Genomic DNA, 26649 nt, shown 5'->3' with positions numbered 1-26649 from the left:
CTGGGTCGTCATTCTCGGGCGAAGCGAAGCGCAGACCCGAGAATCTCGCGACGAGAAGGTGCAGGAGCCTCACCCGGCTTGAGATGCTCGGGTCGAGCCCGAGCATGACGCGAGTGTCGGCCGCCAACGAAAAAGGGCCGCTTGCGCGGCCCTTTCCAAATTCCAAAGCTCAAGCGCGGGTCACGCCGCCTTGCGCTGCTCGAAGACGTGCTTGAACTCGCGCAGCTGCACCAGCGTATCGTGCAGGCGCTTCTTCTCGTCGTCATTATGCGAACCGGCGAGACGGGTCTCGGCTGTCAGAATCTCGGCGTCGAGCACGGCAGTGTCGACGTCCTCGATGAAGCGGCCCTGCTCGGCCAGGATCGTCGTCGAATTCTGGTTGACCTCGACAAGGCCGCCGTTGATGAAGAATTCCTTGCCGTTGCTCTCGGTCGTCTGGACGAAAACGATACCGGCCTTGAGCGTCGCGACGAGCGGCGCGTGGCCCGCGAGCACGGTCATCTCACCCTCGACCGAGGGGATGATGACGCTGACGACGTCGCCCGAGAACAGGATGCGCTCCGGCGAGACGAGTTCGAACTTGAAGGTGGCCATCGTTTCATTCTCCCCGGCTCGTCATGGCCGGGCTTGACCCGGCCATCTCGGAAACCAGCGGTTTCTGGTCATGAGATCCCCGGGCAAGCCCGGGGATGACGCATTCGGTCGCTTACGCGGCCTCGGCGGCCAGGCGCTGCGCCTTCTCGACGGCTTCGTCGATCGAGCCGACCATGTAGAAGGCCGCTTCAGGCAGGTGGTCGTACTTGCCCTCGACCAGGCCCTTGAAGCCCTTGATCGTGTCCTCGAGCGGGACGAGCTTGCCGGGCGAGCCGGTGAAGACTTCTGCGACGAAGAACGGCTGCGACATGAAGCGCTCGATCTTGCGGGCGCGCGCCACGGTCAGCTTGTCGTCTTCCGAGAGCTCGTCCATGCCCAGGATCGCGATGATGTCCTGCAGCGACTTGTAGCGCTGGAGGGTCTGCTGAACGCGGGTCGCGACGTCGTAGTGCTCCTCGCCGACGATATCGGCCGAGAGCATGCGCGAGGTCGAGTCGAGCGGGTCGACCGCCGGGTAGATGCCCTTTTCGGCGATCGAACGCGACAGCACGGTACGCGCGTCCAAGTGGGCGAACGAGGTCGCGGGCGCCGGGTCGGTCAGGTCGTCCGCCGGGACGTAGATCGCCTGCACCGAGGTGATCGAGCCCTTGTTCGTGGTGGTGATGCGCTCCTGCAGGTTGCCCATGTCGGTCGCCAGCGTCGGCTGATAGCCCACCGCCGAAGGAATGCGGCCGAGCAGCGCGGACACTTCCGAGCCGGCCTGCGTGAAGCGGAAGATGTTGTCGACGAAGAACAGAACGTCCTGGCCCTTGTCGCGGAAATCCTCGGCGATGGTCAGGCCGGCGAGGGCGACGCGCATGCGGGCGCCCGGAGGCTCGTTCATCTGGCCATAAACCAGGGCGCACTTGGAGCCAGCGGTCGAACCGTTGTTCTCCTTGGGGTTCTTGTTGACGTTGGACTCGATCATCTCGTGATAGAGATCGTTGCCCTCACGGGTGCGCTCGCCGACGCCGGCGAACACGGAGTAGCCGCCGTGGGCCTTCGCGACGTTGTTGATCAGCTCCATGATCAGCACGGTCTTGCCGACGCCGGCGCCGCCGAACAGGCCGACCTTGCCGCCCTTGGCGTAAGGCGCCAGCAGGTCGACGACCTTGATGCCGGTGACGAGGATCTGGGCCTCGGTCGACTGCTCCGAATAGGCCGGGGCCGGCTGGTGGATGCCGCGGGTGGCGCTGGTCAGGATCGGGCCGGCTTCGTCGACCGGCTCGCCGATGACGTTCATGATGCGGCCGAGCGTCTCGTCGCCGACCGGAACCGCGATCGGGGCGCCGGTATCGGTGACCGACTGGCCACGAACCAGACCTTCCGTCGAGTCCATCGCGATGGTGCGGACGGTGTTCTCGCCGAGATGCTGGGCGACCTCGAGGACGAGGCGGTTGCCGAGGTTGTCGGTCTCGAGCGCGTTCAGGATCTCCGGCAGGGCGCCGTCGAACTGCACGTCGACGACGGCGCCGATGACCTGGGCAACGCGGCCGGTGCCGGTGTTGGCGGGCTTCTCGGCGGTCTTCTTGGTGGTCTTGGTAGCGGCTTTGGCCATGGCGGAACCTCGGGACTAGCGCATTCGGATGTGACGGCAGCCGGCGGCTCGCGCCACCGGCGAAGATTAGGCGGTTAGAGCGCTTCCGCGCCGGAGATGATCTCGATCAGTTCCTTCGTGATCATCGCCTGGCGCGAGCGGTTGTAGATCTGCGTCTGCTTCTTGATCATCTCGCCGGCGTTGCGCGTGGCGGAATCCATCGCCGACATGCGCGCGCCCTGTTCGGAGGCGGCGTTTTCAAGCAGCCCGCGCAGGACCTGGACGGTCAGGTTGCGCGGCAGCAGCGCTTCCAGAATCTCGCCCTCGTCCGGCTCGTAATCGTAGACGGCGTCGGTCTGCTTCGTCCCTTCCGGGATCTCGGCCGGGATGATGCGCTGCGCGGTCGGGATCTGGGCGATCACCGAGCGGAAGCGCGAGAAGAACAGCGTCGCGACGTCGAACTCGCCATTGGCGAAGCGGGCCAGCACGTTCTGGGCGATCGCCTCGGCATTGACGAAGCCGACCTGCTTGAACTCGCGCAGGTCGATGAACTCGATGATCTCCGCCGCGAACTGGCGACGCAGGATGTCGTAGCCCTTCTTGCCGACGCAGATGATCTTGACCGTCTTGCCCTCGGCCTTCAGCGCATTCGCCTTGTCGCGGGCGAGGCGCGCGATCGAGGAGTTGAAGGCGCCGCACAGGCCGCGCTCGGCGGTCAGCACGAGCAGCAGATGCACCTTGTCCGAACCCGTGCCGGCGATCAGGCGCGGCGCGCTCGAACCGGACACGCCGGACGCGAGGTTCGACAGCACCGTCTCCATGCGCTCGGCATAGGGGCGCGCGGCCTCGGCGGCCGTCTGCGCGCGGCGCAGCTTCGCAGCCGCGACCATCTGCATGGCCTTGGTGATCTTCTGCGTCGACTTCACCGAAGCGATGCGATTGCGTAGGTCCTTAAGGGACGGCATCCGATCTTGATCCCCTACTCGTCAGCCGCAGCGGGCGCGGCAACGAAGCAATCCAGAGAAGCAGCGCGGCGGAGCTCAGGGCTCGGCCGCGCCGGCAATGATGATCAGGCGAAGGACTTCGCGTAGCTCGCGACGATGTCCTTGAGCTTGGCGGCGTTGGCGTCCGACAGGTCCTTCGACGTGCCGATCTCGCCCAGCATATCGGCATGCTTGCCGCGCACCAGCGAGAGCAGGCCGTCCTCGAAGGCGCGGACCTTGCTGACCGGCAGCGCATCGAGATAGCCGTTCACGCCGGCATAGATCACGACGACCTGCTCTTCCATCTTCAGCGGCGAGAACTGCGGCTGCTTCAGGAGCTCGGTCAGGCGGGCACCGCGGTTGAGCAGGCGCTGCGTGACCGCGTCGAGGTCCGAACCGAACTGGGCGAAGGCGGCCATCTCGCGATACTGGGCGAGCTCGCCCTTGATCTTGCCGGCGACCTTCTTGGTGGCCTTGGTCTGCGCCGACGAACCGACGCGCGACACCGAGAGACCGACGTTCACGGCCGGGCGGATGCCCTGGTAGAACAGGTCCGTCTCAAGGAAGATCTGGCCGTCGGTGATCGAGATCACGTTGGTCGGGATGTAGGCGGAGACGTCGTTCGCCTGCGTCTCGATGACCGGCAGAGCGGTCAGCGAGCCAAGGCCGGCGGCCTCGCCCATCTTAGCCGCGCGCTCGAGCAGGCGGGAGTGGAGATAGAACACGTCGCCCGGATAGGCCTCGCGGCCCGGCGGGCGGCGCAGCAGCAGCGACATCTGGCGGTAGGCGACGGCCTGCTTGGAGAGGTCGTCATAGATGATGACGGCGTGCATGCCGTTGTCGCGGAAGAACTCGCCCATCGAGCAGCCGGCGAACGGCGCCAGGAACTGCATCGGAGCCGGATCGGAGGCGGTGGCCGCCACGACGATGGAGTACTCCATCGCGCCACGCTCTTCGAGCACCTTCACAAGCTGGGCGACGGTCGAGCGCTTCTGGCCGACGGCGACGTAGACGCAGTAGAGCTTCTGGCTCTCCGGCGCGCCTTCGGCGTTCAGCGGCTTCTGGTTCAGGATCGTGTCGAGCGCGATCGCGGTCTTGCCGGTCTGGCGGTCGCCGATGATCAGCTCGCGCTGGCCGCGGCCGATCGGGATCAGGGCGTCGACCGCCTTGAGGCCGGTCGCCATCGGCTCGTGCACCGACTTGCGCGGGATGATGCCGGGCGCCTTGACGTCGACGCGGGCGCGGGCCTTCGCCTTGATCGGGCCCTTGCCGTCGATCGGGTTGCCGAGAGCGTCGACGACGCGGCCGAGCAGCTCCTTGCCGACGGGAACGTCGACGATGGCGCCGGTGCGCTTGACGGTCTGGCCTTCCTTGATCTCACGGTCGGAACCGAAGATCACGACGCCGACATTGTCGCTCTCGAGGTTGAGCGCCATGCCGCGCACGCCGGACTCGAACTCGACCATCTCACCGGCCTGAACCTTGTCGAGGCCGTAGACGCGGGCGATGCCGTCACCGACGGAGAGAACCTGCCCGACTTCGGTGACCGAAGCTTCCGAGCCGAAATTCGAGATCTGAGCCTTCAGAATGGCGGAGATTTCAGCGGGGCGGATGTCCATCAGCCGACCTCTTTCATGGCAAGACGAATTGAGTTGAGTTTGGTTTTCAGCGACGCGTCGACCATGCGGGAGCCCATCTTGACGATGAGCCCGCCGATCAGGGTCGGGTCGATCTTGATCGAGACGTCGACATCCTTGCCGGCGACGCCCTTCAGCGCCGCACGGATCTCGTCGACGCGCTTGGCCGCGGGCTCCTCGGCGACCGTCACCTCGGCGGAGACGATGCCCTTGGCCTCGGCGACCAGACGCTTGTAGCCGGCGATCATGCCCGGCAGCGCGAAGAGGCGGCGCTTGCTGGCGACGAAGCCGATGAAATTGGCGGCGATGCCGGTAATGCCGGCCTTGGCGAGCACGGCCTTGATCGCCGCGACCTGCTCCTCGGCGGTGAAGGCCGGGCTCTCGATCAGGCGACGGAGATCCTCGCTCTCGGTGAGCAGGCCGTTGAAGCTATCCAGAGCGGCCGCGACGGTGTCGATCGCACCCGCCTCCTCAGCCAGCTCGAACAAAGCGGTGGCATAGCGCTGAGCTACGCCCGACACCAATGTCCCCTGCGATCCGCCTTCAGCCACGCTTCCCGTCTCTCGTTTCAAGGAACCACACCGGCGACCTTCCTGACGAAGGTGGAGTGCATGGTCCCGACGCTGCGAGTATCATAGGCGCAAAGCCGGCAAGACGACTTCGCGACCGAAATGTGGCGGTGCACTAGCATGTGGTTCCGGGCCGCGCAATCGCTGATTGCCCTTCATAAGCGGCGATTTTGCCGCGCCTTTCAGCCGTTCAAAGGAAGCTTTGCGGATCGACATCGACCGCGACCCGGACCGACCCCTTCGGCCGGGGCGCCCGTTTCAGCCAGCCGCGCAGGTAATCCTGCAGGTTGATCTCGCGCCCCGTCTTGACGATCAGGCGCATGCGATGGCGCCCGCGCAGCACCGCCAGAGGCGCTTCCGCCGGCCCCAGCACCATGATTCCGTCGCCGGCGTCGGCACAGCGCGCCAGCGCTCTTGCGTGGCTTTCGGCTTCCGCCTGACTGTTGGCGGAGACGATCAGCGCCGCCAGTCGCCCGAAGGGTGGCAGGCCCGCCGCCTCCCGCGAAGCCTCCTCTGCGGCATAAAACCGCTCCGGATCGCCTGAGATCAGGGCTTTGAGCACGGGATGCTCGGGGTCATGCGTCTGAAGCAGGGCGCGCCCGGGCTTCTCGCCTCGCCCTGCGCGCCCTGTGACCTGCCGCAGCGCCTGGAAGGTCCGCTCAGCCGCGCGTGGATCGCCGGAGGTCAGGCCGAGATCGGCATCGATCACGCCGACCAGCGTCATCCCCGGGAAATTATGGCCCTTGGCGACGAGCTGCGTGCCGATGACGATGTCGAACTCGCCCTCGGCTACCGCCATCAGCTCCTGCTTCAATCGTTCCGTCCCGCCCGGGAAATCGCTGGAGAGCACGATCGAACGTGCCTGTGGAAAAAGCGTCGCGACCTCCTCGGCGAGCCTCTCGACGCCCGGACCGCAGGCGATCAGGCTATCTGGCTTATGGCAGGCCGGACATTCATGCGGCCGGCGCTCGACATGGCCGCAATGATGGCAGACCAGCGCCCGCCGGAAGCGATGATCGACCAGCCAGGCCGAGCAATTCGGGCACTGGAAGCGATGGCCGCAATCGCGGCAGAGCGTCAGCGGGGCATAGCCGCGCCGGTTGAGGAAGAGCAGCGACTGCTCTTTCGCCTCCAGATTGGCCTCCACCGCCTTGATCAGCGCGCCCGAGAGCCAGCGCCCGCGCTCCGGCTTGTCGCGGCGCAGGTCGACGAGGCCGAGCTGCGGCAATTCGCGCCCGCCGAAACGCTCCGGCAGCTTGAGATGGGCATAGCGCCCGCGCTCGGCATTGACGCGGGTCTCCAAGGAGGGCGTCGCGGAAGCGAGCACGACCGGCGCGTTCTCGATCCGGCCGCGTACCACCGCCATGTCGCGGGCATGGTAGGAAACGCCATCCTCCTGCTTGTAGGCGCTCTCATGCTCCTCATCGACGACGATGAGGCCAAGATCGCTATAGGGCAGGAACAGGGCCGAGCGGGCGCCGGCCACCACCTTGGCCTCGCCTGACGCGATCGCGGCCTGCAGGCGCTCGCGCTTGCGGCCGGTCACAGCCGAATGCCATAGGCCCGGCCTGACACCGAAGCGCGCCTCGAACCGGTCGATGAACTGCGCCGTCAGCGCGATCTCCGGCATCAGGATTAGGCTCTGGCGGCCGAGCCGGATCGCCTCCGCCACCGCCTCGAAATAGACCTCCGTCTTGCCCGAACCGGTGACGCCTTCGAGCAGCGACACGCCGAACGCCTTCGCCTGCACGGACGCGACGAGCGCCTGCGCAACCTCGCCCTGCCCTTCCGAGAGTTCAGGCACGGCATGATCGGGATCGGGCAAGGCCGCGATCGCCTCGCGCGGCAAGGGCTCAACGATGAAGGTGCCGGCATCGACGAGGGAATCGATCACAGCCGCGCTCACCGAGGCCGCCTCGGCCAGCGCCGATTTCGCGATCAGCAGCCCGCCCTCGGCCGCAGCGATGGCACGCGCCCGCGCAGGGGTCATGCGTCCCGGCGGCGCTCCGGCGAGCCTCACCCCCAGCTTTGGCCGCTCAGGCGTGTCGTCCGGCTGACGGCGCAAGGCCAGCGCCAGCACGGACCCCTTCGGCGCCAGCGTATACCAGGCCACCCAGTCGACGAGCTTGCGCAAGGCCGGATCGAGCGGCGGCATGTCGTATTTTTCGGTGACCTTCTTGAGATTGCCACCGCGCCCCGAACCGATATTCCAGACGACGCCGACGGTCTCGCGCGGGCCGAGTGGCACCTGCACGACATCGCCCGGCTTGAGCACGAGCCCGGCCGGCACGGCATAGCTATAGGCCTGGTCGAGCCCGAGCGGGATCAGCACGTCGACCGTGCCGGCCGGCGCCTCTTCGCTCATGTCGTCGTTGATCAGGTCGAACTGCGCCATCGCCAAAAATACTACCGCCGTCATCCCGGACGGAGCGAAGCGGAGATCCGGGATCCATCATAGGGCGCCGCGCTCTACGATGGATCCCGGATCGGCGCCGCTGACGCGGCTTGTCCGGGATGACGGCGTGTTTCGTCCTCGTATCTAGCATCGATTCGGCTGGTGTTAAGGCAGGAGCGTCATGCTTCCGCGATGACCGATTTCGACTCCTTCCGCCGCGACTGGCTCAGCCACCTCTCGGCCGAGCGGCGCCTCTCGCCGAAGACGCTGGAGGCCTATGCCCGCGATCTTGGCCAGTTCCACGCCTTCCTGACCGGGCATCTCGGCGGTGCGCCCACCCTGTCCGACATCGCCGCGCTGAAGCCCGTCGACCTGCGCGCCTTCCTCGGCCAGCGCCGACGCGACAATGTCGGCAACCGCACGCTGATGCGCCAGCTCGCGGCCTTGCGCTCCTTCGCCCGCTTCGGCGAGCGCCAGGGCAAACTCACCGCCGCCGCCTTCGCCGCGACGCGCGGCCCTCGCCTCGGCAAGTCGCTGCCGCGCCCGCTCGAACCTTCCGCCGCCAAAGCCGTCACCCAGGCCGATACCCGCGCCGGCGAGGAGCGCGAGCAATGGATTCTCGCCCGCGACGCTGCCGTGCTCGGCCTGCTCTACGGCAGCGGCCTGCGCATCTCGGAGGCGCTCTCGCTGGCTCGCGCCCAGGCTCCGCAACAGGCCGGCGATACGCTCACTGTTATCGGCAAGGGCAGCAAGACCCGGATGGTTCCCGTGCTGCCCGTCGTGATCGCGGCCATCGCCGAGTATGTGAAGCTCTGTCCCTGGCGCCTGCCTCCGGAAGGCCCGCTTTTCGTCGGCGCCAAGGGCGGCCCGCTCTCGCCGCGCATCATCCAGCTCGCGGTCGAGGGCTTGCGTGGCGCGCTCGGCCTGCCTTCCTCGGCCACCCCGCATTCCCTGCGCCATTCCTTCGCGACGCATCTCCTGGGGCGCGGCGGCGACCTGCGCGCCATCCAGGAGCTGCTCGGCCACGCCTCGCTCTCGACGACGCAGATCTATACTCGCATCGACTCGTCCCGGCTGATGGCGGCCTATGACGCCGCCCATCCACGAGCCGGGCGCTAGACCCGCATCACCCTCTTGCTGCCCAAACGGAAAGCCTTAAACAGCGCCCGCCAGTAGTGGCCTGCGAGGTGATTCGTGTCCGGTTCCGTCGAAATGCCCGAGGGCGGTAACAAGCGCATCGCCCTGCTGATCGCGCTGCTGGCGCTGGCGCTTGCCTTCTCCGAGATCGGCGGCAAGAACGCCGAGCAGGAGGCCGTGGCCAAGAATATCGAGGCCTCTAATCTCTGGGCCTTCTTCCAGGCCAAGACGATCCGCGGCACGACCGTGCGCACCGCCGCCGAGGCGCTGGAAGTCGAGCTTGCCGGCGTCACCGACGAGGCTGCCCGGCAGCGCCTGACCAAGCGCATCGAGGGTTGGAAACAGAACGTCGCGCGCTACGATTCCGAGCCGGAGACCCAGGAGGGCCGCAAGGAACTCGCCGCCCGCGCCAAGGCGGCCGAGGCGCAACGCGACATCGCCGCCGCGCGCGACGACAAGTTCGACATCGCGTCGGGCCTGATCCAGATCGCGATCGTGATTTCGTCGGCTGCGATCATCACCGGCGTCGGCCTGCTCGCCCTCACCGGCGGCCTGCTCGGCATCACCGGCATCGCGCTGATGGCACTCGCGCAGTTCGCGCCGACCGCCTTGTTCTGACGGCTTTACCGGCTGCGGCGCAGGCGCGGATCGACCGCGTCGCGCAGGCCGTCGCCCAGCAGGTTGAAGCCGAGCACGGTCAGCGCGATCGCGGCGCCCGGAAAGATCGCAAGCCAGGGCTGCGCCGCCATGAAGGTCTGCGCCTCGTTGAGCATCCGCCCCCAGGACGGGTTGGGTGGCTGCGTGCCGAGCCCGAGATAGGACAGCCCCGCCTCGGCCAGCACCGCCAGCGCGAACTGGATCGTCGCCTGCACCACCAGGATGCCCGCGATATTCGGCAGGATATGGCGCAGGGTAATCTGGCGGTTGTTCAAGCCCGCCGCCCGCGCCGCCTGGATGAAATCCTGCGCCCAGACCTGCAGGGCCGCGCCGCGCGCAAACCGCGCGAAATAGGGCAGGTTCAGCACAGCGATGGCGACGACGGCATTGAGCATGCCGGGGCCGACGATCGCGGTCATCATGATCGCGGTCAGCACGGCCGGAAAGGCATGGGTGAAATCGGCCGTGCGCATGATGATGTGATCGAGGATGCCGTCGCGCCGGACCGAGGCTGCCAGCCCCAGCGCCGTCCCCACGACCATCCCGATACCGACGGCGCCCAGGCCTACCGCGAGCGAATTGCGCGCGCCGACCATGATCATCGAAAAGACGTCGCGGCCGAACTGGTCGGTACCGAACCAGTTCGTGGCGGAGGGCCCCTTCAGCCGGTTCAGGATCATCATCTGGGTCGGCTGGTAGGGCGTCCAGACGTAAGAAGTCAGCGCCGCCGCGATCACGAGCGCAGCCAGCACCGCCCCGATCACGAAGGAGGGCGCGAGCCACCAGTGCCGCTTGCCCCCCGGCGCCTTGTCCTGAACCGCGCTCATGACTGCCTCAGGCGCGGATCGATCAGCCCATAAAGCAGTTCGACCGCGAAATTGATCAGGATCGCCAGCCCTGCGAAGAGCATCACGAGGTCCTTGACCACGATCAGGTCATGCTGGGCGATCGACTGGAAGACCAGCCGCCCCAGCCCCGGCAGGGCGAAGACGTTCTCGATGATGATGGCGCCGGCGATCAGCACGGAGAACTGGAGGCCGAGGATCGTGACCACCGGGATCAGCGCGTTGCGCAGGGCGTGCCGGCGCATCGTCGTGCCCTCGCTCAGCCCCTTGGCGCGGGCGGTGCGCACGAAATCCTCCTGCAGCGTGTCGAGCATCGAGGACCGCGTCACCCGCGCGATGATCGCCGCCTGCGGCAGGGCGAGCGCCAATGCCGGCATCAGAAGCGCCTTCAGCGAGACCCCGATCCCAGCCTGCCAGCCCGGAAAGCCGCCGGCCGGCAGCCAGCCGAGTCCGACCGCGAAGACGAGCACCAGCAGCAGGCCGAACCAGAAATTCGGAATGGCGAGCCCGGCCTGAGCGAAGGCCATGACGCCGGCATCGGCCAGCCGGCCATGACGCGAGGCCGCGAGCATGCCGAGCGGGATGCCGATCGCGGTGGCCAGCGCGATCGCCATCAGCGCGAGCGGCAGCGTCACCGCCATGCGCTCGGTGATGAGCTGAAGCACCGGCACGCGATAGGTATAGCTCTGGCCGAGATCACCGGTGAAGAGCCCACCAAGCCAGATGAAGAAGCGTAGCACCGCCGGCTTGTCGAGGCCCATCTCGGCCCGGAGCGCGGCGAGCGCCTCCGGCGCAGCGTTCAGGCCGAGCGTCACCGCCGCCGGGTCGCCCGGCAGGATTTCGAGCACCACGAAGATAACCAGCGCCGCCGCGAGCAGGGTCAGGCCCAGCGCGACGAGCCGGCGCAGGATGTAGCCGATCATGGCGTGCCGCCGTCTGCCGGCGGCCTCACCGCCAGCGCAGTTCCGCTAGCGGCGTCACCGGCAGCGGCCAGTCGGTCCACATGCCCTCCAGCGCGGCGTTCGCCACCGTGATCTTGGGCAGGATGAACAGGAAGCCGTTGACCGCGTCGCGCGCCAGCTTTTCCTGCGCCTGCTTGTAGAGCGCGTTGCGCTCCGCTTCCGGCAGGGTCGCTGCGATCTTCGCGATCAGCGCGTTGAACTCGGGGTTCTTGTACTGGAAGTAGTATGCGTCGCGCGCATAGATATCGATATCGAGCGGCTCGGTATGGGCGATGATGCTGAGATCGTAATCCTTGTTGCGGAAGACGCGCTCCAGCCATTGCGGGAATTCCAGCGGCTCGATCGCTGCGTTGATGCCGACCTGCGCCAGCAGCGCCGCGACGATCTCGCCGGAGCGGCGGGCATAGGAGGGCGGCGGCAGCTTCAGCGTGCAGTTGAAGCCGTTCGGGAAGCCGGCCTCCTTGAGCAGCGCCTTCGCCTTGGCGGGGTCATAAGGGTAGGTGCCGGTCAGATCGACATAGGCCGGGTGCAGCGGCGAGAAATGGCTGCCGATCAGGTTGACGTCGAAACCGTAGACGCCGAGCGCGATGGTCTTGCGGTCGAGCGCATGCGCGATCGCCTGACGGACCTTCAGATTGTCGAAAGGCGGCTTGGCATTGTTGGTGCCGAGCACCGTCTCGCCCTCGGTGCCGCCGATCGTGACTTTGAGCTTGGCATCGGCTTTGAGCTGCGGCACGGCCTCCGGCGCCGAGAGATTGGTATGGGCGTCGACATCGCCGGCCCGGAGTGCCGCGACCTGTGCCTGCGGGTCGGACATGAAGCGGAAGGTCGCCTTGGCCAGCGCCGGCTTCTCGCCCCAGTAGCTGTCGTTACGCGCGAGTTCGAGCCGGTCGCCGCGGTTCCAGCGCACGAACTTGAACGGGCCGGTGCCGACCGGGTTGGTCTTGTTGTTAGTAGCCGTGGCCGGCGCCACGATCACCGCATCGCCCCAGGCGAGGCCGAAGAGGAAATTAGCCGTCGGCTGCTTCAGCTTGATCACCACGGTCGCCGGGTCCGGCGTCGTGATCTCGGCGATCGGTGTGAAGAGCTGGCGCTGGGCGTTAGTCGAGTCGGCCGCGACCGCGCGCTCGAACGAGAACTTCACCTGTTCGGAGGTGAAGGGCGTGTCGTCATGGAACTTGGCGCCCTGCCGCAGCTTGAAGCGGTAGGTCACGTTGTCATCGGCGATCTGCCAGCTCTCGGCGAGGCAGGGCTGCAGCTTGCCGGTGCGGTCGATCTTGACCAGCCCCTCGAAGATGTTCTGCAGCGTGACCTCGCGGATCGCCTGCGCGGCGCCGGAGGTCGGGTCCAGCGTCGGCGGCTCCAGCGTCTGGGCGATGGTGACACTGTCCTTCGCCTGGGCCAGCGCGACGACGGGAAGCTGCGCCGCCAGCGCTGCCAGTCCCGCCCCTGCCAGGAGTTCACGCCGCGTCGTCATGTCCATCGCTCCGATGCTCGTTGCGGCGCGAAGATGGCGCGGGAAGCGCGGCGAGCGCAAGCCCGCCCGCCCCGCAATCCCCGTTGGGCAAAGGCCACCATCTGGCGCACTAGTATACCAGACGATTGACCCCTGCCGCGCCCGGCTCTAGAGATCGGTGCGACCGATGGAGATGCCCATGCTGCTGCACGACGATCGCCTCTTTCCCGCCGATCCGGTGACGCGCGGCATCGCGCGCCGGCTCTTCGCCACGGTCCGCGACCTGCCGATCATCTCGCCGCACGGCCATACCGATCCACGCTGGTACGCCGAGGACAACGCCTTTCCCGATCCCGCGACCCTCTTCGTCAAGCCGGACCACTATATCTTCCGCATGCTCTATTCGCAGGGCATCCGGCTGGAGCAGCTCGGCATCAACAGAAAGGATGGCGGCGAGGTCGAGACCGATCCGCGAAAGATCTGGAAGCTCTTCGCCGACCATTGGCACCTGTTCCGGGGCACGCCGACGCGGCTCTGGTTCGAGCACGCGACCTCAACCGTCTTCGGCATCAACGAGCGTCTGACGCCTGAGAATGCCGACAAGATCTACGACAGGATCGCCGCCAAGCTGGAAGAGCCGGAGCTGCGCCCGCGCGCCCTGTTCAAGCGCTTCAACATCGAGGCGATCAGCACGACCGAAGGCGCGCTCGACGATCTGCGCTGGCATGACATGGCCCGTAATTCCGGCTGGGACGGCAAGGTCGTCACGGCCTATCGCCCCGACAGCGTCGTCGACCCGGAATTCGAAGGCTTTTCGGACAATCTCGAAAAATTCGGCGAACTGACGGGCGAGGATATCGGCAGCTGGACCGGCTATCTCGCCGCCCATCGCAAGCGGCGCGCCTATTTCAAGGAGCGCGGCGCCACCTCCTCCGACCACGGCCATGCCACGGCCCGCACCGCCAATCTCTCGGACGCGGATGCCGAGAAGCTCTATGCCAAGATCCTGAAGGGCAAGGTTTCCGCGAAGGACGCCGACCTGTTCCGCGGCCAGATGCTGACGGAAATGGCGAAAATGAGCCTCGATGACGGGCTCGTCCTCCAGATCCATCCCGGCTCCCATCGCAACCATAACGCGGCTCTGTTCGAGCATTTCGGCCGCGACATGGGCTGCGATATCCCGACAGAGACCAACTATGTCGAAGCGCTGAAGCCCCTGCTCGACGCCGTCGGCAATGAGCCGGGCCTCACCGTCATCGCCTTCACCCTCGACGAGACCGCCTATTCGCGCGAACTCGCCCCGCTCGCCGGCCATTACCCGGCGCTGCGGCTCGGGCCGGGCTGGTGGTTCCTCGATGCGCCGGAGGCGATGCTGCGCTTCCGCGAGCTGACGACCGAGACGGCTGGATTCTACAACACCGTCGGCTTCAACGACGACACCCGCGCCTATCTCTCGATCCCCGCCCGCCACGACGTCGCGCGCCGTGTCGACTGCGCCTATCTCGCCAAGCTCGTAGCCGAACACCGGCTGGAAGAGGATGAGGCCGCCGAGGTCGCCTATGACCTCGCCTATCGCCTCGCCAAGGAGGCCTACAAGCTGTGACCCGCCTCTCCGCCGCCACGCTCGCCGGCCTGCCCGCCTCGGTCCCCCGCCCGGCCTATGATCGTGCCGCGCTCAAGCCCGGCATCGTCCATCTCGGCCTCGGCGCCTTCGCCCGCGGCCATCTCGCGGAATATACCGAGGACGCCCTGGAAAAGCGCTTCGGCGCCTGGGGCATCGTCGGCGCCAGCCTCCAGCGCCCAGACCAGCGCGACCGGCTGAGGCCGCAGGACGGGCTCTACACCCTGCTCAAGCTCGCCCCGACCGGGCCGGAGCTGCGCGTCATCGGCTCGGTGCTCGACGTGCTCGTCGCGCCCGAAAGCCCCTCGGCGCTCATCGCACGGCTGGCCGCCCCCGAGACCCGCATCGTCTCGCTCACCGTCACCGAGAAAGGCTATTGCCACGATCCGGCGACCGGCAGGCTCAAGGCCGATCATCCCGACATCGTCCACGACCTCGCCAACCCGCAGGCTCCGCGCTCCGCCGTCGGCATCCTCGTCGCCGGCCTGAAGGCGCGCCGCGATGCCGGCTTCGGACCGTTCACTGCGCTCTGCTGCGACAACCTCCCGTCCAACGGCCATGTCCTGCGCGGCCTCGTTCGCGACTTCGCCGCGCTGACCGACGACAAGCTCGCCGCCTGGATCGAGGCCAACGGCGCCTTCCCGGCGACGATGGTCGACCGGATCGTGCCGGCGACGACCGATGCCGATATCGCCGAGGTCGCCAGGCTGATCGGCGCCGAGGATGCCGCACCCGTCATCGGCGAGCCCTTCCGGCAATGGGCAATCGAGGACGTCTTCGCCAACAGCCGTCCGGATTGGGATGAAGTCGGCGCCCAGATGGTCTCCGAGGTCGCGCCCTTCGAGTTCATGAAGCTGCGCATGCTGAACGGCGCGCATTCCTCGCTCGCCTATCTCGGCTATCTCGCCGGCCATGAGACGGTCGCCGAGGCCAGCGGCGATCCCATCCTCGCGCGCTTCCTTGGAGGTCTCTGGGCCGAGATCATCCCGACCGTGCCGGCGCCGCAAGGTGTCGTGCTGGCGGATTATGCCAAGGCTTTGCTGGTCCGCTTCCAGAACCCGGCGATCCGCCACCGCACCTGGCAGATCGCCATGGACGGCTCGCAGAAACTGCCGCAGCGCCTGCTCGGCACGATCCGCGAGCGCCTGAAGGCCGGTGCTCCGATCGACCATCTCGCGCTCGGCGTCGCCGCCTGGATGCGCTACGTCACCGGCACCGACGAGAAGGGCGCCGCCATCGACGTCCGCGACCCGCTGGCCGCTGAACTGAAGCGTCGCACGGAAGCCGCTGGGCGCGACGCAAGCGCACTGGTCGCCGCATTGACCGGGATCGAAGCGATCTTCGGGACCGACCTGCCGGGCGACCTTCGGTTTACAAAACCGCTGACCGCTCACCTCGCCTCGCTCCTCGACAAGGGCGCGAAGGCGACGGCGGCAAACCTCGGCTAAGCTCAAGCCGTCATTCTCGGGCGAAGCACAGCTTCGACCCGAGAATCTCGTGACGAGAAGGCGCTGGAACTGCGGGGAACCCCTCTCCTGTAAGGAGAGGGGTAGGGGCAAGGTGTAGGCCCCTGAACCAGTAAAGCGCGCGCTCACCGCAGCGGCGGTCAGGTCTCAGCCACAACGTCCAACGGCCTGCCCCTCACCCTGCCCTCTCCCTATGGGAGAGGGTTCCCCGCGGTTCGCGCGCCTATCCCCGTCTGTCTAGCGCAGCTCCCATCCCCTTGATCCGCGCTCGCATCCCACGCCACATAGGCGCGATGCTTCGCGCGCTCACTCTTGCGGTCTCGCTCCTCACCGCCGCCACGGCCCTGGCGCAGGAGCCGCCGCGCATCGCCATCCCCAATCTCTGGGACCCGCGCATCCGGCTCGACCGACCGGAGCCCGGCCCGCCGCGCGTCGTGCGCTTCCTCGCCGATGACGACTATCCGCCCTTCCACTTCGCCGGGCCGGACGGGGCGCTGACCGGCTTCTCGGTCGAGCTTGCCCGCGCCACCTGCGAGAAGCTGGCCTGGACTTGCACGATCCAGCCGCGCCGCTTCGATACGTTGACCGACTCGCTGGCCGAAGGCCGGGGCGACGTGCTCGCCGCCGCGATGAACCTGACGCCCGCCCTGCGCGAACGCTTCGCCGCCAGCCATCTCTATTTCCGCGCCCCGGCGCGCTTCATCACCACGCGCGGCAATGCACGGGCAGCGCTCGACGGTGCGGCTCTTCAGGGGCGGCGCGTCGCAGTCGTCTCGGGCACGGCGCATCTCGCTTTCCTCGAACGGCTCATGCCCTTCGTGCAGCGTCGCGAGAGCGCCAGTCTGAATGCCGCGATCGCCGCACTCCGCAGCGGCGAGGCGGAATATGTCTTCGGCGACGGCGTGGCCCTGTCGCTGGCGCTCGCCGGCAGCGGCGGCGAGTTCGCCTTCTCGGGCGGGCCCTATCTGGAGAGCCGCTATTTCGGCGAGGGCGTCGCCTTTCTCCTGCGCAAGGACGATCCCGCCCTGAAGCGCGCGATCGATTACGCGCTGCAAGGTCTCTGGGACAACGGGACCTATGCCCGTCTCTATCTGCGCTTCTTTCCGGTCAGCCCGTATTGACCATCACGGCGCGTTGCTGGCCAGCGCCTGCTTCGCCACCGCCGCCAGCCAGCCGGAAGCGGCCGGCAGGATCTCGTCGTTGAAATTGTAGCGGTCGTTATGCAGATCGCCGCCGTTCACCGACGGGCCGTTGCCCATCCAGATGTAGCAGCCCGGACGCTTCTCCAGGAAATAGGCGAAATCCTCGCCGGTCGTGCTCGCCTTCATGTCGCGCCGAACGGGAAGCCCGGCGGCCTCGCCGGCAGCGGCGGCCATGTCCTCTTCCGCAGGCGTATTGATCGTGGCGCTGCCATAGGTGAACTCGACCTCGGCCGTCATCTCGAAGGTCGCGGCGATGTTCTCGCCGATGCCCTTGAGGCGCGCCAGCAGGCGATCGCGCACGGCCGGCACGAAGGTGCGGAACGTGCCCTCGATGAAGACATGGGTCGGAATCTGGTTGGACGCGAGCCCGCCATGGACCTGACCGATCGAGACCACCGCCGATTCCATCGGGTCGACATTGCGCGAGACGATCGTCTGCAGCGCGACGATCAGATGCCCCATCGCCACGATCGGGTCATGGGTCTGCTCAGGCAGCGCCGCATGCCCGGCCTTGCCGGTCAGCGTGATCTTGAAGCGCCCGGGCTCGGACATCACCGGCCCGCGATGCACGGCGACGGTGCCGGCCGCGAGCCCCGGCCAGTTATGCAGCGCGAAGACGCGCTCCATCGGGAAGCGCTCCAGCACGCCGTCGGCGAGCATGGCGAGCGCGCCGCCGGTGCCCTCTTCCGCCGGCTGGAAGACGAACTGCACCGTTCCGCTCCAGCCCTCGTCCGCCTTGAGCAGTGCCGCCGCGCCAAGCAGCGAGGTGGTGTGGCCGTCATGGCCGCAGGCATGCATCACGTTCGGCGTCTTGGACTTGTAGGGGAGATCGTTGACCTCCTGGATCGGCAGCGCGTCCATGTCGGCGCGCAGGCCGACCGTGCGCTCGGAGGCGCCCTTCGTCAGCGTCGCGACCACGCCATAGCCGCCGACATTGGCGACGAAGGGCACGCCAAGCTCGGTCAGCTTCTCCTGCACGAAAGCGCTGGTCAGCTTCTCCTCGCGCCCGAGCTCGGGATGAGCGTGGAGATGGCGTCGCCAGGCGGTCAGCTTGTCGAGCAGGTCGCGGTCCAAGGCGGGCATCCTTTCAAAGGCGTGGTCAGATACGAAAGGAAGCAGATTATCCTCCGCCACCGGCGCGGCAACCACGGAAAAGAGAAGACCGTCATTCCCGGCAAGCAGTTTTGCCAGCCGTCATCCTCGGGCGGAGCGCAGCGCAGACCCGGGAATCTCTTTCCCGAGAAGGTTCCATGCATGCGCCTTTTCCGGCCCGAGATGCTCGGGTCGAGCCCGAGCATGACGAGCCTGCCAGCACGCGCGCATTGACGGCGCCCTTCGCAATCTGCGAAAGCCGCAAACAACAATTTGCGCACTGCAAATTCGTTGCCCACCAGACGTGGAGAGGATACCCGCCCAAATGCCCGCCTTCGACGCAGCCCTCGTTGACGCCGCCCAGCGTTCGGCCTCCTGGCCGTTCGAGGAGGCGCGCAAGCTCGTGGCCCGCATCGAGAAATCCGGCAAGAAATCGGTGATCTTCGAGACCGGCTACGGCCCCTCGGGCCTGCCGCATATCGGCACCTTCGGCGAGGTCGCGCGCACCTCGATGGTCCGCCACGCCTTCCAGGTCCTGACCGGCAACACGATCCCGACCCGGCTCGTCGCCTTCTCGGACGACATGGACGGTCTGCGCAAGGTGCCGGACAACGTGCCGAACAAGGACTTGCTCGCCGCCAATCTCGGCAAGCCCTTGACCGAGGTGCCGGACCCGTTCGGCACGCATGACTCGTTCGGCCGCCACAACAATGCGCGACTCTGCGCCTTCCTCGACAGCTTCGGCTTCGACTACGAGTTTAAGTCCTCGACCGACTCGTATCGTGCCGGCGAGTTCGACGCGACGCTGCTCAAGATGCTCGCCCGCTACGATGCCATGATGAAGATCATGCTGCCGACGCTGCGCGAGGAGCGGGCCGCGACCTATTCGCCCTTCCTGCCGATCCACCCGAAGACGCGCATCGTCATGCAGGTGCCGATCGACGAGGTCGATGTCGAGGCCGGCACCATCGCCTGGACCGACCCGGAGACCAAGGAGCGCTTCGTCTCGCCCGTCACCGGCGGCCATGTGAAGCTGCAGTGGAAGCCCGACTGGGCGATGCGCTGGGTGGCGCTCGGCGTCGATTACGAGATGGCCGGCAAGGACCTGATCGACTCGGTCAAGGTTTCCTCGCAGATCGCCCGCGCGCTCGATGCAGCGCCGCCGGAGGGCTTCAACTACGAGCTGTTCCTGGACGAGCAGGGCCAGAAGATCTCGAAGTCGAAGGGCAACGGCCTGACCATCGAGGACTGGCTGACCTATGGCCCGCCGGAAAGCCTCGCGCTCTACATGTTCCAGCGCCCGCGCGAAGCCAAGAAGCTGCATTTCGACGTGATCCCGCGCGCGGTCGACGAGTACCTCCAGTTCCTCAATGGCTACGAGAAGCAGGACTGGAAGAACCGGCTCGGCAACCCGGTCTGGCACATCCATGCCGGCAATCCCCCGGCACCGGAGGTCATCGCCTCGGGCGAGGGCGATAACACAGTCCGCACGCAGGTCACCTTCGGCCTGCTGATGAACCTCGTCGCCGTCGCAAATTCCGAGGACAAGGCCGTGCTCTGGGGCTTCCTCCAGCGCTATGCGCCGGGCATGTCGCCCGAAACCCATCCGCGCCTCGACGCGCTGGTCGGCTACGCGATCGCCTATTTCCGCGATTTCGTGAAGCCGGCGAAGAGCTATCGCCCGGCCGACGAGGTCGAGCGCGACGCCTTCGCCAAGCTCGACGCCGCCTTGGCCGCCCTGCCGGCCGATCCAACGCCCGAGATGGTGCAGGACACCGCGCTCGACGTCGCCCGCGCCATCCCGCGCTACCAGAACCTCACCGCCAAGAACGCGACGCCGGAGCGGCCGGGCGTGTCCGGCGACTGGTGGAAGGCGATCTATCAGGTGATGTTCGGCGAGGATCAGGGCCCGCGCTTCGGCTCTTTCGCCGCGATCTACGGCCTGCCCAACACCCGCGCCCTGATCGCCAAGGCACTGGCCGGCGATCTGGTCACGGAGCACGCCGCCTTCCTCGCGGCGCGCAAAGCCGACTGACGAGCCGACGGAGCCTGCCATGACTATTCCCGACGACGCGCTCGCGGCGCTGGCGGAGGTGGTCGGCGCCAGTGGCCTGCGCAGCGGCGAGGCGATCCCCGCCCGCAACCGCAAGGACGCCTCCAAGACCGAAGAGGGCCTGCCGGCCCTCCTCGTCATGCCCAGGACGACCCAGGAGGTCGCCGCGGTGCTGGCGATCTGCTCGCGGCATGCGCTGCCCGTCGTCGTCCAGGGCGGTATGACCGGCCTCGCCGGCGGCGCCGCGCCGCAAGTCGGCGAAGTCGCGCTCTCGCTCGAAAAGATGACCGGCGTCGAGGAGATCGACCCGGTGACGCGGACCATGACCGTGCTCGCCGGCACGCCGCTCGCGGTGGTTCAGGAGAAGGCCGCCGCGGCCGGCTTTCTCTACGGCGTCGATCTCGGCGCGCGCGGCAGCTGCACCATCGGCGGCAATGTCGCGACTAATGCCGGCGGCGTGCAGGTGCTGCGCTACGGCATGACCCGCCGCAACGTGCTCGGCTTGGAAGCGGTGATGGCCGATGGCCGCATCGTCAGCCATCTCAAGAAGGTGGTGAAGAACAATGCCGGCTATGACTGGACCCAGCTCTTCATCGGCAGCGAAGGCACGCTCGGCGTCGTCACCCGCGTGCTGCTCGCGCTGCAGCCGGCAGTGACCGGCACCCAGACCGCGCTCTGCGCCGCCGGCAACGTCGCCAATGCGCTTGCAGCGCTCAACCGCCTCGAAGCCCGGCTCGGCGGCGGCCTGCTCGCCTTCGAGGCGATGTGGTCGGAATACATGAAGGCCGCGACCGAACAGGGCGGCCTGCCCGTCCCCTTCGCCACAGAACCCGAACTCATCCTCGTCATCGAGGCCGCGATGGGGCCGGGCAGCACGGGCGAGGAAACTTTCGCCGAAGCGCTTGCCGAGCTGGCCGAGGAAGGCCTGCTCGACGATGCCCTGATCGCGCAATCCGGCCGCGACCGGCAGCGCTTCTGGGCCTATCGCGAAGCGAATTACGAATTCTACCGCGACCTGCCGCCCGGCATTCATTTCGACGTCAGCATACCGCTCGGTGCCATGGCCGATGCCGTCGCCCTGCTGCGCCAGCGGGTCAAGGCGCGCAGCGCCACGGCCTTCCCGATCGTCTTCGGCCATCTCGCCGACAGCAATCTGCATCTCTCGCTCCACGACGAGACCGGGGACCTCTCCGGCTTCGCCGGGATCGTTTACGAATTGGTCCGCGAGAAGCAGGGCAGCATCTCGGCCGAGCATGGCGTCGGCGTGCTGAAGCGGCCCTATCTCGGCATGAGCCGCTCGGATGCCGAACTCTCGCTGATGACCACCCTCAAGAGCACGCTCGACCCCGGCAATATCCTCAACCGCGGCCGCATCCTGCCGGCCTGAGCTATGGCGTCCTGCCATTGGCTCTGCCAGACTCGCGAACCATCACGGAACGCGGGTACGCGGAGCATGATCGACGAGATGACGCCTGACCAAGCCATCGAACGCGCGATCCGCGCGCGCCGCGCCATCCGCGCCTTCCTGCCTGACCCGGTCGAGCCCGCCCTCGTCCGCCGCCTGATCGATCTGGCGGCACAGGCGCCTTCCGGCACCAATATGCAGCCCTGGAAGCTCCGGGTGATCGGCCCGCAATCGCGGGCACGCCTCGAAGGCGCGCTGCTCGCCGCGCTCGATGCCGGCGGACGCCCCGGCGTCGAGGAATACCGCTACTATCCCGCACAGTTCCGCGAGCCCTATCTGGCGCGGCGCCGCAAGGTCGGCTGGGACCTCTACAGCCTGCTCGGCGTGGTCAAGGGCGACACCGAAGGCAAGAAGCGCCAGACCGCCGCGAACCTGCGCTTCTTCGATGCGCCGGTCGCGCTGATGCTGACCATCGACCGCGATCTGGAGATCGGCTCCTGGCTCGATCTCGGCATGTTCATCCAGACCCTGCTGATCGCGGCGCAGGGCCATGGCCTCGATTCCTGCCCGCAGGCGATCTTCGCGCAGTTCCACCCGATCGTCCGGCGCGAGCTCGCAATCCCCGAGGACGAGGTCGTGGTCTGCGGCATCGCCATCGGGAAGGCCGATCCCGACGCGCCGGCCAACCGCCTTGTGCCCGAGCGCGAGCCTGTCGAAGGTTTCACCACCTGGCTGGATTGAGAGGCGTCAGGCGCCGGGCTGCGCCGCCGCATCCTTGCGGAACAGCTTGACCACCGGCCCGACCAGCCAGTGCATCGCGACGATGGTGAGGCCACCGACGATCACCCCGAACACGGCTGCCAACGCAGCCCCGGCCAACCATTCGCCGGCACCCGTCAGGGCAGCCGGCAACGCGCGCCCCGCCGCGACCGCGAGGTCGTGGACGCCATGCCCGAGGCCGCTGAGGCCGTATTCTTCCAGCCCATGGATGATGATGCCGCCGCCGACCCAGAGCATCGCCGCCGTGCCGACCACGCCGAGCAGGTTGAGGAAATGCGGCATGGCGACGACGAGGCCGCGCCCGAAGGGCTGCGTCAGCCAGGATAGCGCGCGGTCAAGCGACCCGGCTTCACCCGAGCCCAGCCGCCGCAGGCCGAGCAGGCTCGCCGCCGGCCGCTCGTTGGCGGCGAGTGCCATGCCGGCATCGTCGGCCTTCACGATCAGCGCGACGACGCCGTAGACCACGACGGTGATGCCGATGCCGACGATCGCGAGCACCGCCGCCTTCATCCAGAAGGACTGGTCGGCCACGCCGGCCAGCGTGATCGCCATGATCTCGGCCGAGAGGATGAAATCGGTCTTCACCGCGCCGGCGATCTTCTGCTGTTCGAGCGCCGCCGGATCGCCGGTTGCTTCGCCCGCTTTGCCCTCGCCATGGGCGCCATGCGGGATGACCAGTTCGAGCAATTTCTCGGCACCCTCGAAGCAGAGGAAGACACCGCCCGCCATCAGGAGCGGCGTGATCGCCCAGGGTGCGATCAGCGCCAACACGAGTGCGCCCGGCAGCAGGATGAGCAGCTTGTTGCGCAGCGAGCCCATCGCGATCCGCCAGATGATCGGCAGTTCGCGGGCCGCCGCGAAGCCGACGGCATAGCGCGGCGTCACCGCGGCATCGTCGATCACGACCCCGGCAGCCTTCGCTCCGGCCTTGCCGGCCTGTGCCACGACATCGTCGACGGAAGACGCCGCGATCTTGGCGATGCCGGCGACGTCGTCCAGCAGCGCGAAAAGCCCCGAAGCCAAGCGGCTCTCCTCGGAAGGTTATCGGATCAGGCGAGGATAGAGCGGTTTCGGCCAGCCGTCATTCTCGGGCGGAGCGAAGCGCAGACCCGAGAATCTCTAGCAGATAGATGTGACGGAATCTCCTCCGGCGAGAGATGCTCGGGTCAAGCCCGAGCATGACGAACCTGCTCCATCACCCCTTCAGGCTGGCGAAACCCTTGCCCTCTGCCGCGAGGCGCCGCAGCAGCGGCGCCGGCTCCAGCGCCTTGTCGCCGATCTCGGCGGCCTGCGCCTCCAGCCGCTTGACGATCACATCAAGCCCGACGCTGTCGGCCCAGAACATCGGCCCGCCGCGCCAGGCCGGCCAGTTATAGCCGTTGATCCAGACGATATCGATGTCGCCCGGCCGCGCCGCGATGCCCTCTTCCAGGATGCGCGCGCCCTCGTTGACCATCGGATCGAGCAGCCGCGCCAGGATCTCCTCCTGCGTGAAGGCGCGCCGCGTCACGCCCTGCTCGGCCGAGATGCGGGCGATCAGGGCCTCGACCTCCGGGCAGCGCTGCCCGCTGCGGGCACCTTGCGGATAGATGTAATAGCCCCGCCCGGTCTTCTGGCCGAACCAGCCGGCCTCGCAGATCGCATCCGCCACGGCGGCCTTGAGGCCGCGCGCCTTGCGCGAGCGCCAGCCGATATCGTTGCCGGCGAGATCGGCCATGGCGAAGGGGCCCATCTTGAATCCGAAGCCTACCAGCGCGGCATCGACCTCATGCGGCAGCGCCCCCGCAACCAGCAGCCGCTCGGCGGCGCGGGTGCGCTGCTCCAGCATGCGGTTGCCGACGAAGCCGAAGCCGTTTCCGACGACGACCGGCACCTTGCCGAGCTTGCGGCCCAGCGCCACCGCCGTCGCAATGGCGTCGTCCGCCGAACCCTTCGGCCTCACGATCTCCAGCAGCTTCATGACATTGGCCGGGCTGAAGAAATGCATGCCGATGACGTCCTGCGGACGCTTCGTCGCCGCCGCGATCGTGGGCACGTCGAGATAGGAGGTGTTGCTGGCGAGGATCGCGCCGGGCTTCGCCACCTTGTCGAGCTCGCCGAAGATCTGCTGCTTGACGCCCATCTCCTCGAAGGCGGCCTCGATGACGATATCGGCCCCGGCAGCAGCCGCGAGGCCGACCGCCGGCTTGATCAGCTTCATGCGCCCGGCCTTCGCCTCAGGCGTCAGCGAGCCCCGCGAAACCGAGATGTCGTAGATCGCGCCGATGCGGTTGACGCCATTGTCGAGCGCAGCCTTGGCCGTCTCGATCAATGTCACCGGGATGCCGGCATTGGCGAAGCACATGGCGATGCCGCCGCCCATCGTGCCGGCACCGATCACCGCGGCGCTGGTGATCTCGCGTGGCTTCACCTCCGGCCCGATGCCCGGCACCTTCGCGACCTCGCGCTCGGCGAAGAAAACATGGCGCAACGCTTTCGAACGCTCATCGACGAGCAGTGACAGGAAGAGCTTGCGCTCGACGGCCGCCCCCTCCGCGAAAGGCAGCGTGAAGCTCGCGCGCACCGCCTCGACCAAGGCCGGCACGTTCGGCATGCCCTCGGCCTTCTTCACGGCCTCCTTGGCCAGGGCCTCGAAAGTCTGGCGATCGGTATCGGTCAATTCGCCGGTGGCCGCGCTCGTGACCGGGCGGCGTCCTTCCGCCGCCAGCGCCTCGGCCAACCGGATCGCGGCGGCCACGACATCGCTGGAGACGACTTCGTCGAGGAGCCCGTATTCCAGCGCCTTGCCGGCCGAGATCGGCTCGCCCGAAAGCATGATCGGAAAGGCCTTGGCCGCCCCGATCAGGCGCGGCAGGCGCTGGGTACCGCCAGCGCCGGGAATGAGCCCGAGCTTGATCTCGGGCAGGCCGAGCTTGGCAGCCGGCAGCGCGACGCGGCCGTGGCAGGCGAGTGCGACTTCCAGCCCGCCGCCGAGCGCGATGCCCTGGATCGCCGCGACGACCGGCTTTTTCGAACCTTCGATCGCATCGAGCACGTCCGGCAGGCTGGGCGGAGCCGGCGGCTTGCCGAATTCGCTGATATCGGCGCCAGCGATGAAGGCCTTGCCGGCAGAGGCGATGACGATCGCGACGACGGCGGCATCGGCATTGGCCTGCTCAATGGCACTCGCCAACCCTTCGCGCACGGCCGCGCCAAGCGCATTGACCGGCGGATTGTCGATCGTGGCGATCGCGACCTTGCCGCGAACCTCAAGCTGAACCTTCGTCATCGACGTCTCCGCAATCCCAGTCCCGCGCGCCTCGACTCGCACGCGAAGGCAGCGAAGGCGTCTCGCCGCGCAGGGGAGGATCGCACCCGCGCGATGTCAAGCGCCGAGCGGCGACGAAAGGCGCATCGGGCCTCGCTTGACCCCCGGCGAAGGCCCGTGCGATCCCGGCACGGTAATCAGGAGCGGACCGATGAGCGAAGTGCTGAGCGAAACCGTCGCGGCCGGCGTAGTGCAGATCACCATGAACCGGCCGGACCGCAAGAACGCGCTCGACCGCGCGAGCTATGCCGGGCTGATCGCCGCGATCGCGGCCGCCGAGGCCGATGCCTCCGTCCGCGCCATCCTGCTGACCGGTGCTGGCGGCACCTTCACCAGCGGCAACGACATCAAGGATTTCGCCATGGCCGCGGCGGCCGGGGACAGCTCGCGCGTCGCCATCGATTTCCTGGAAGTGATCTCGACCGCGAAGAAGCCGATCGTCGCGGCGGTGGAAGGCTTCGCGGTCGGTATCGGCACCACCATGCTGCTGCATTGCGACCTCGCCTTCGCCGCCCGCTCGGCGACCTTCCGCTTGCCCTTCGTGACGCTCGGCCTCTGCCCCGAGGGCGGATCGAGCTATCTGCTGCCGCTGGTTGCTGGCTCCAAGAAGGCGGCCGAACTGCTGATGCTGGGCGAGGCCTTCAATGCCGAGACGGCAGCCGCGGCCGGGCTCGTCAACACCGTGGTCGAGGATGGCACCGCGCTGGAAGCTGGCCTCGCCAAGGCCAAGGCGTTAGCGGCGCTGCCGCCGGAATCGCTCGCCCTGACCAAGATGCTGCTGAAGCGCGGCTCGGCCCAGGCCGTGGCCGAGACCATCGCGACCGAGGCCCGCCATTTCGGCGAGCGCCTGAAATCGCCGGAGGCCATGGCCGCCTTCATGGCCTTCCTGAAGAAGTGAGGCGTGGGGGGGGG

Annotated in this window: 21 protein-coding genes; 9 read left to right on the top strand and 12 right to left on the bottom strand. The window is 67.5% G+C overall.

Annotated elements, in window-relative coordinates; genetic code table 11:
• Positions 1–180 precede the first annotated feature (180 nt).
• The 6 genes from AC07NY_RS02660 to AC07NY_RS02635 all read right to left on the bottom strand — a co-directional run bounded on the left by AC07NY_RS02660 (position 181) and on the right by AC07NY_RS02635 (position 7754).
• Positions 181–594 (bottom strand): F0F1 ATP synthase subunit epsilon, encoded by a 414-nt coding sequence (locus AC07NY_RS02660; RefSeq protein WP_492285525.1) that lies wholly within the window; start codon positions 592–594, stop codon positions 181–183.
• Between the two features lie 112 nt (positions 595–706).
• Positions 707–2191 (bottom strand): F0F1 ATP synthase subunit beta, encoded by a 1485-nt coding sequence (gene atpD, locus AC07NY_RS02655; protein WP_377841771.1) that lies wholly within the window; start codon positions 2189–2191, stop codon positions 707–709.
• A gap of 74 nt (positions 2192–2265) precedes the next feature.
• Positions 2266–3135, bottom strand: coding sequence for a F0F1 ATP synthase subunit gamma (locus AC07NY_RS02650; RefSeq protein WP_494581615.1), 870 nt, complete (start codon positions 3133–3135; stop codon positions 2266–2268).
• A 104-nt stretch (positions 3136–3239) separates the two neighbouring features.
• Entirely contained in the window at positions 3240–4772 is a 1533-nt protein-coding gene (gene atpA, locus AC07NY_RS02645; RefSeq protein ID WP_494581613.1) for a F0F1 ATP synthase subunit alpha, read from the bottom strand.
• Positions 4772–5341, bottom strand: a complete 570-nt coding sequence (locus AC07NY_RS02640) for a F0F1 ATP synthase subunit delta (RefSeq protein WP_494581611.1) — start codon at positions 5339–5341, stop codon at positions 4772–4774. Before AC07NY_RS02640 ends, atpA begins: the two co-directional genes overlap by 1 nt.
• 208 nt (positions 5342–5549) lie before the next feature.
• Entirely contained in the window at positions 5550–7754 is a 2205-nt protein-coding gene (locus tag AC07NY_RS02635) for a primosomal protein N' (protein WP_494581609.1), read from the bottom strand.
• Between the two features lie 192 nt (positions 7755–7946).
• Between AC07NY_RS02635 and AC07NY_RS02630 the strand changes: the two genes are divergently transcribed.
• Positions 7947–8873, top strand: coding sequence for a tyrosine recombinase XerC (locus tag AC07NY_RS02630; RefSeq protein WP_494581607.1), 927 nt, complete (start codon positions 7947–7949; stop codon positions 8871–8873).
• 93 nt (positions 8874–8966) lie between these two features.
• Positions 8967–9509, top strand: coding sequence for a DUF4337 family protein (locus tag AC07NY_RS02625; protein ID WP_494583657.1), 543 nt, complete (start codon positions 8967–8969; stop codon positions 9507–9509).
• 5 nt (positions 9510–9514) lie between these two features.
• On the opposite strand, the gene AC07NY_RS02620 is transcribed toward AC07NY_RS02625, so the two are convergent.
• From AC07NY_RS02620 to AC07NY_RS02610, 3 genes are read right to left on the bottom strand one after another with little or no spacing between them, the layout of a single operon-like run.
• Positions 9515–10375 carry an ABC transporter permease gene (locus tag AC07NY_RS02620; protein WP_494581606.1) on the bottom strand — a complete coding sequence of 287 codons (861 nt, stop codon included), beginning with the start codon at positions 10373–10375 and terminating at the stop codon, positions 9515–9517.
• Positions 10372–11316, bottom strand: a complete 945-nt coding sequence (locus tag AC07NY_RS02615; RefSeq protein WP_494581604.1) for an ABC transporter permease — start codon at positions 11314–11316, stop codon at positions 10372–10374. The genes AC07NY_RS02620 and AC07NY_RS02615 overlap by 4 nt, the downstream gene beginning before the upstream one ends.
• A gap of 25 nt (positions 11317–11341) precedes the next feature.
• Positions 11342–12832 carry an ABC transporter substrate-binding protein gene (locus tag AC07NY_RS02610; protein ID WP_494581603.1) on the bottom strand — a complete coding sequence of 497 codons (1491 nt, stop codon included), beginning with the start codon at positions 12830–12832 and terminating at the stop codon, positions 11342–11344.
• 178 nt (positions 12833–13010) lie between these two features.
• On the opposite strand from AC07NY_RS02610, the gene uxaC reads away from it, so the two are divergent.
• From uxaC to AC07NY_RS02595, 3 genes are all read left to right on the top strand, one after another.
• A complete protein-coding gene (uxaC, locus tag AC07NY_RS02605; RefSeq protein ID WP_494581602.1) occupies positions 13011–14414 on the top strand; it encodes a glucuronate isomerase in 1404 nt (467 codons plus the stop codon).
• Entirely contained in the window at positions 14411–15880 is a 1470-nt protein-coding gene (locus AC07NY_RS02600) for a mannitol dehydrogenase family protein (RefSeq protein ID WP_494581600.1), read from the top strand. The genes uxaC and AC07NY_RS02600 overlap by 4 nt, the downstream gene beginning before the upstream one ends.
• 311 nt (positions 15881–16191) lie before the next feature.
• Positions 16192–17019, top strand: a complete 828-nt coding sequence (locus AC07NY_RS02595; RefSeq protein WP_494581598.1) for a transporter substrate-binding domain-containing protein — start codon at positions 16192–16194, stop codon at positions 17017–17019.
• 3 nt (positions 17020–17022) lie between these two features.
• On the opposite strand, the gene AC07NY_RS02590 is transcribed toward AC07NY_RS02595, so the two are convergent.
• Positions 17023–18174, bottom strand: a complete 1152-nt coding sequence (locus AC07NY_RS02590) for an amidohydrolase (RefSeq protein WP_494581596.1) — start codon at positions 18172–18174, stop codon at positions 17023–17025.
• Positions 18175–18517: 343 nt separating this feature from the next.
• On the opposite strand from AC07NY_RS02590, the gene AC07NY_RS02585 reads away from it, so the two are divergent.
• From AC07NY_RS02585 to AC07NY_RS02575, 3 genes are all read left to right on the top strand, one after another.
• Positions 18518–20227, top strand: coding sequence for a lysine--tRNA ligase (locus AC07NY_RS02585; protein ID WP_494581594.1), 1710 nt, complete (start codon positions 18518–18520; stop codon positions 20225–20227).
• A gap of 19 nt (positions 20228–20246) precedes the next feature.
• Positions 20247–21632 (top strand): FAD-binding oxidoreductase, encoded by a 1386-nt coding sequence (locus AC07NY_RS02580; RefSeq protein ID WP_494581592.1) that lies wholly within the window; start codon positions 20247–20249, stop codon positions 21630–21632.
• 78 nt (positions 21633–21710) lie between these two features.
• Entirely contained in the window at positions 21711–22391 is a 681-nt protein-coding gene (locus AC07NY_RS02575; RefSeq protein WP_494581590.1) for a nitroreductase, read from the top strand.
• 6 nt (positions 22392–22397) lie between these two features.
• Here AC07NY_RS02575 and AC07NY_RS02570 read toward each other — a convergent pair whose 3' ends face one another.
• On the bottom strand, positions 22398–23453 hold the full coding sequence (locus tag AC07NY_RS02570) for a DUF808 domain-containing protein (protein ID WP_494581588.1): 1056 nt from the start codon (positions 23451–23453) through the stop codon (positions 22398–22400).
• A 172-nt stretch (positions 23454–23625) separates the two neighbouring features.
• Positions 23626–25698, bottom strand: a complete 2073-nt coding sequence (locus tag AC07NY_RS02565) for a 3-hydroxyacyl-CoA dehydrogenase NAD-binding domain-containing protein (protein ID WP_494581586.1) — start codon at positions 25696–25698, stop codon at positions 23626–23628.
• 190 nt (positions 25699–25888) lie between these two features.
• On the opposite strand from AC07NY_RS02565, the gene AC07NY_RS02560 reads away from it, so the two are divergent.
• Positions 25889–26635 carry an enoyl-CoA hydratase-related protein gene (locus AC07NY_RS02560; protein WP_494581584.1) on the top strand — a complete coding sequence of 249 codons (747 nt, stop codon included), beginning with the start codon at positions 25889–25891 and terminating at the stop codon, positions 26633–26635.
• Positions 26636–26649: the final 14 nt, after the last annotated feature.

Source organism: Allobosea sp. GW821-FHT09G06 (genome assembly GCF_059416005.1).
This window is presented reverse-complemented; position numbering and strand designations above follow the sequence as displayed.

What these genes read in the sequence shown, in the direction of transcription:
- AC07NY_RS02660 (WP_492285525.1), bottom strand. Translation starts at nt 594, where the DNA reads ATGGCCACCTTCAAGTTCGAACTCGTCTCGCCGGAGCGCATCCTGTTC.
- atpD (WP_377841771.1), bottom strand. Translation starts at nt 2,191, where the DNA reads ATGGCCAAAGCCGCTACCAAGACCACCAAGAAGACCGCCGAGAAGCCC.
- AC07NY_RS02650 (WP_494581615.1), bottom strand. Translation starts at nt 3,135, where the DNA reads ATGCCGTCCCTTAAGGACCTACGCAATCGCATCGCTTCGGTGAAGTCG.
- atpA (WP_494581613.1), bottom strand. Translation starts at nt 4,772, where the DNA reads ATGGACATCCGCCCCGCTGAAATCTCCGCCATTCTGAAGGCTCAGATC.
- AC07NY_RS02635 (WP_494581609.1), bottom strand. Translation starts at nt 7,754, where the DNA reads ATGGCGCAGTTCGACCTGATCAACGACGACATGAGCGAAGAGGCGCCG.
- AC07NY_RS02630 (WP_494581607.1), top strand. Translation starts at nt 7,947, where the DNA reads ATGACCGATTTCGACTCCTTCCGCCGCGACTGGCTCAGCCACCTCTCG.
- AC07NY_RS02625 (WP_494583657.1), top strand. Translation starts at nt 8,967, where the DNA reads ATGCCCGAGGGCGGTAACAAGCGCATCGCCCTGCTGATCGCGCTGCTG.
- AC07NY_RS02620 (WP_494581606.1), bottom strand. Translation starts at nt 10,375, where the DNA reads ATGAGCGCGGTTCAGGACAAGGCGCCGGGGGGCAAGCGGCACTGGTGG.
- AC07NY_RS02615 (WP_494581604.1), bottom strand. Translation starts at nt 11,316, where the DNA reads ATGATCGGCTACATCCTGCGCCGGCTCGTCGCGCTGGGCCTGACCCTG.
- AC07NY_RS02610 (WP_494581603.1), bottom strand. Translation starts at nt 12,832, where the DNA reads ATGACGACGCGGCGTGAACTCCTGGCAGGGGCGGGACTGGCAGCGCTG.
- uxaC (WP_494581602.1), top strand. Translation starts at nt 13,011, where the DNA reads ATGCTGCTGCACGACGATCGCCTCTTTCCCGCCGATCCGGTGACGCGC.
- AC07NY_RS02595 (WP_494581598.1), top strand. Translation starts at nt 16,192, where the DNA reads ATGCTTCGCGCGCTCACTCTTGCGGTCTCGCTCCTCACCGCCGCCACG.
- AC07NY_RS02585 (WP_494581594.1), top strand. Translation starts at nt 18,518, where the DNA reads ATGCCCGCCTTCGACGCAGCCCTCGTTGACGCCGCCCAGCGTTCGGCC.
- AC07NY_RS02580 (WP_494581592.1), top strand. Translation starts at nt 20,247, where the DNA reads ATGACTATTCCCGACGACGCGCTCGCGGCGCTGGCGGAGGTGGTCGGC.
- AC07NY_RS02575 (WP_494581590.1), top strand. Translation starts at nt 21,711, where the DNA reads ATGACGCCTGACCAAGCCATCGAACGCGCGATCCGCGCGCGCCGCGCC.
- AC07NY_RS02565 (WP_494581586.1), bottom strand. Translation starts at nt 25,698, where the DNA reads ATGACGAAGGTTCAGCTTGAGGTTCGCGGCAAGGTCGCGATCGCCACG.
- AC07NY_RS02560 (WP_494581584.1), top strand. Translation starts at nt 25,889, where the DNA reads ATGAGCGAAGTGCTGAGCGAAACCGTCGCGGCCGGCGTAGTGCAGATC.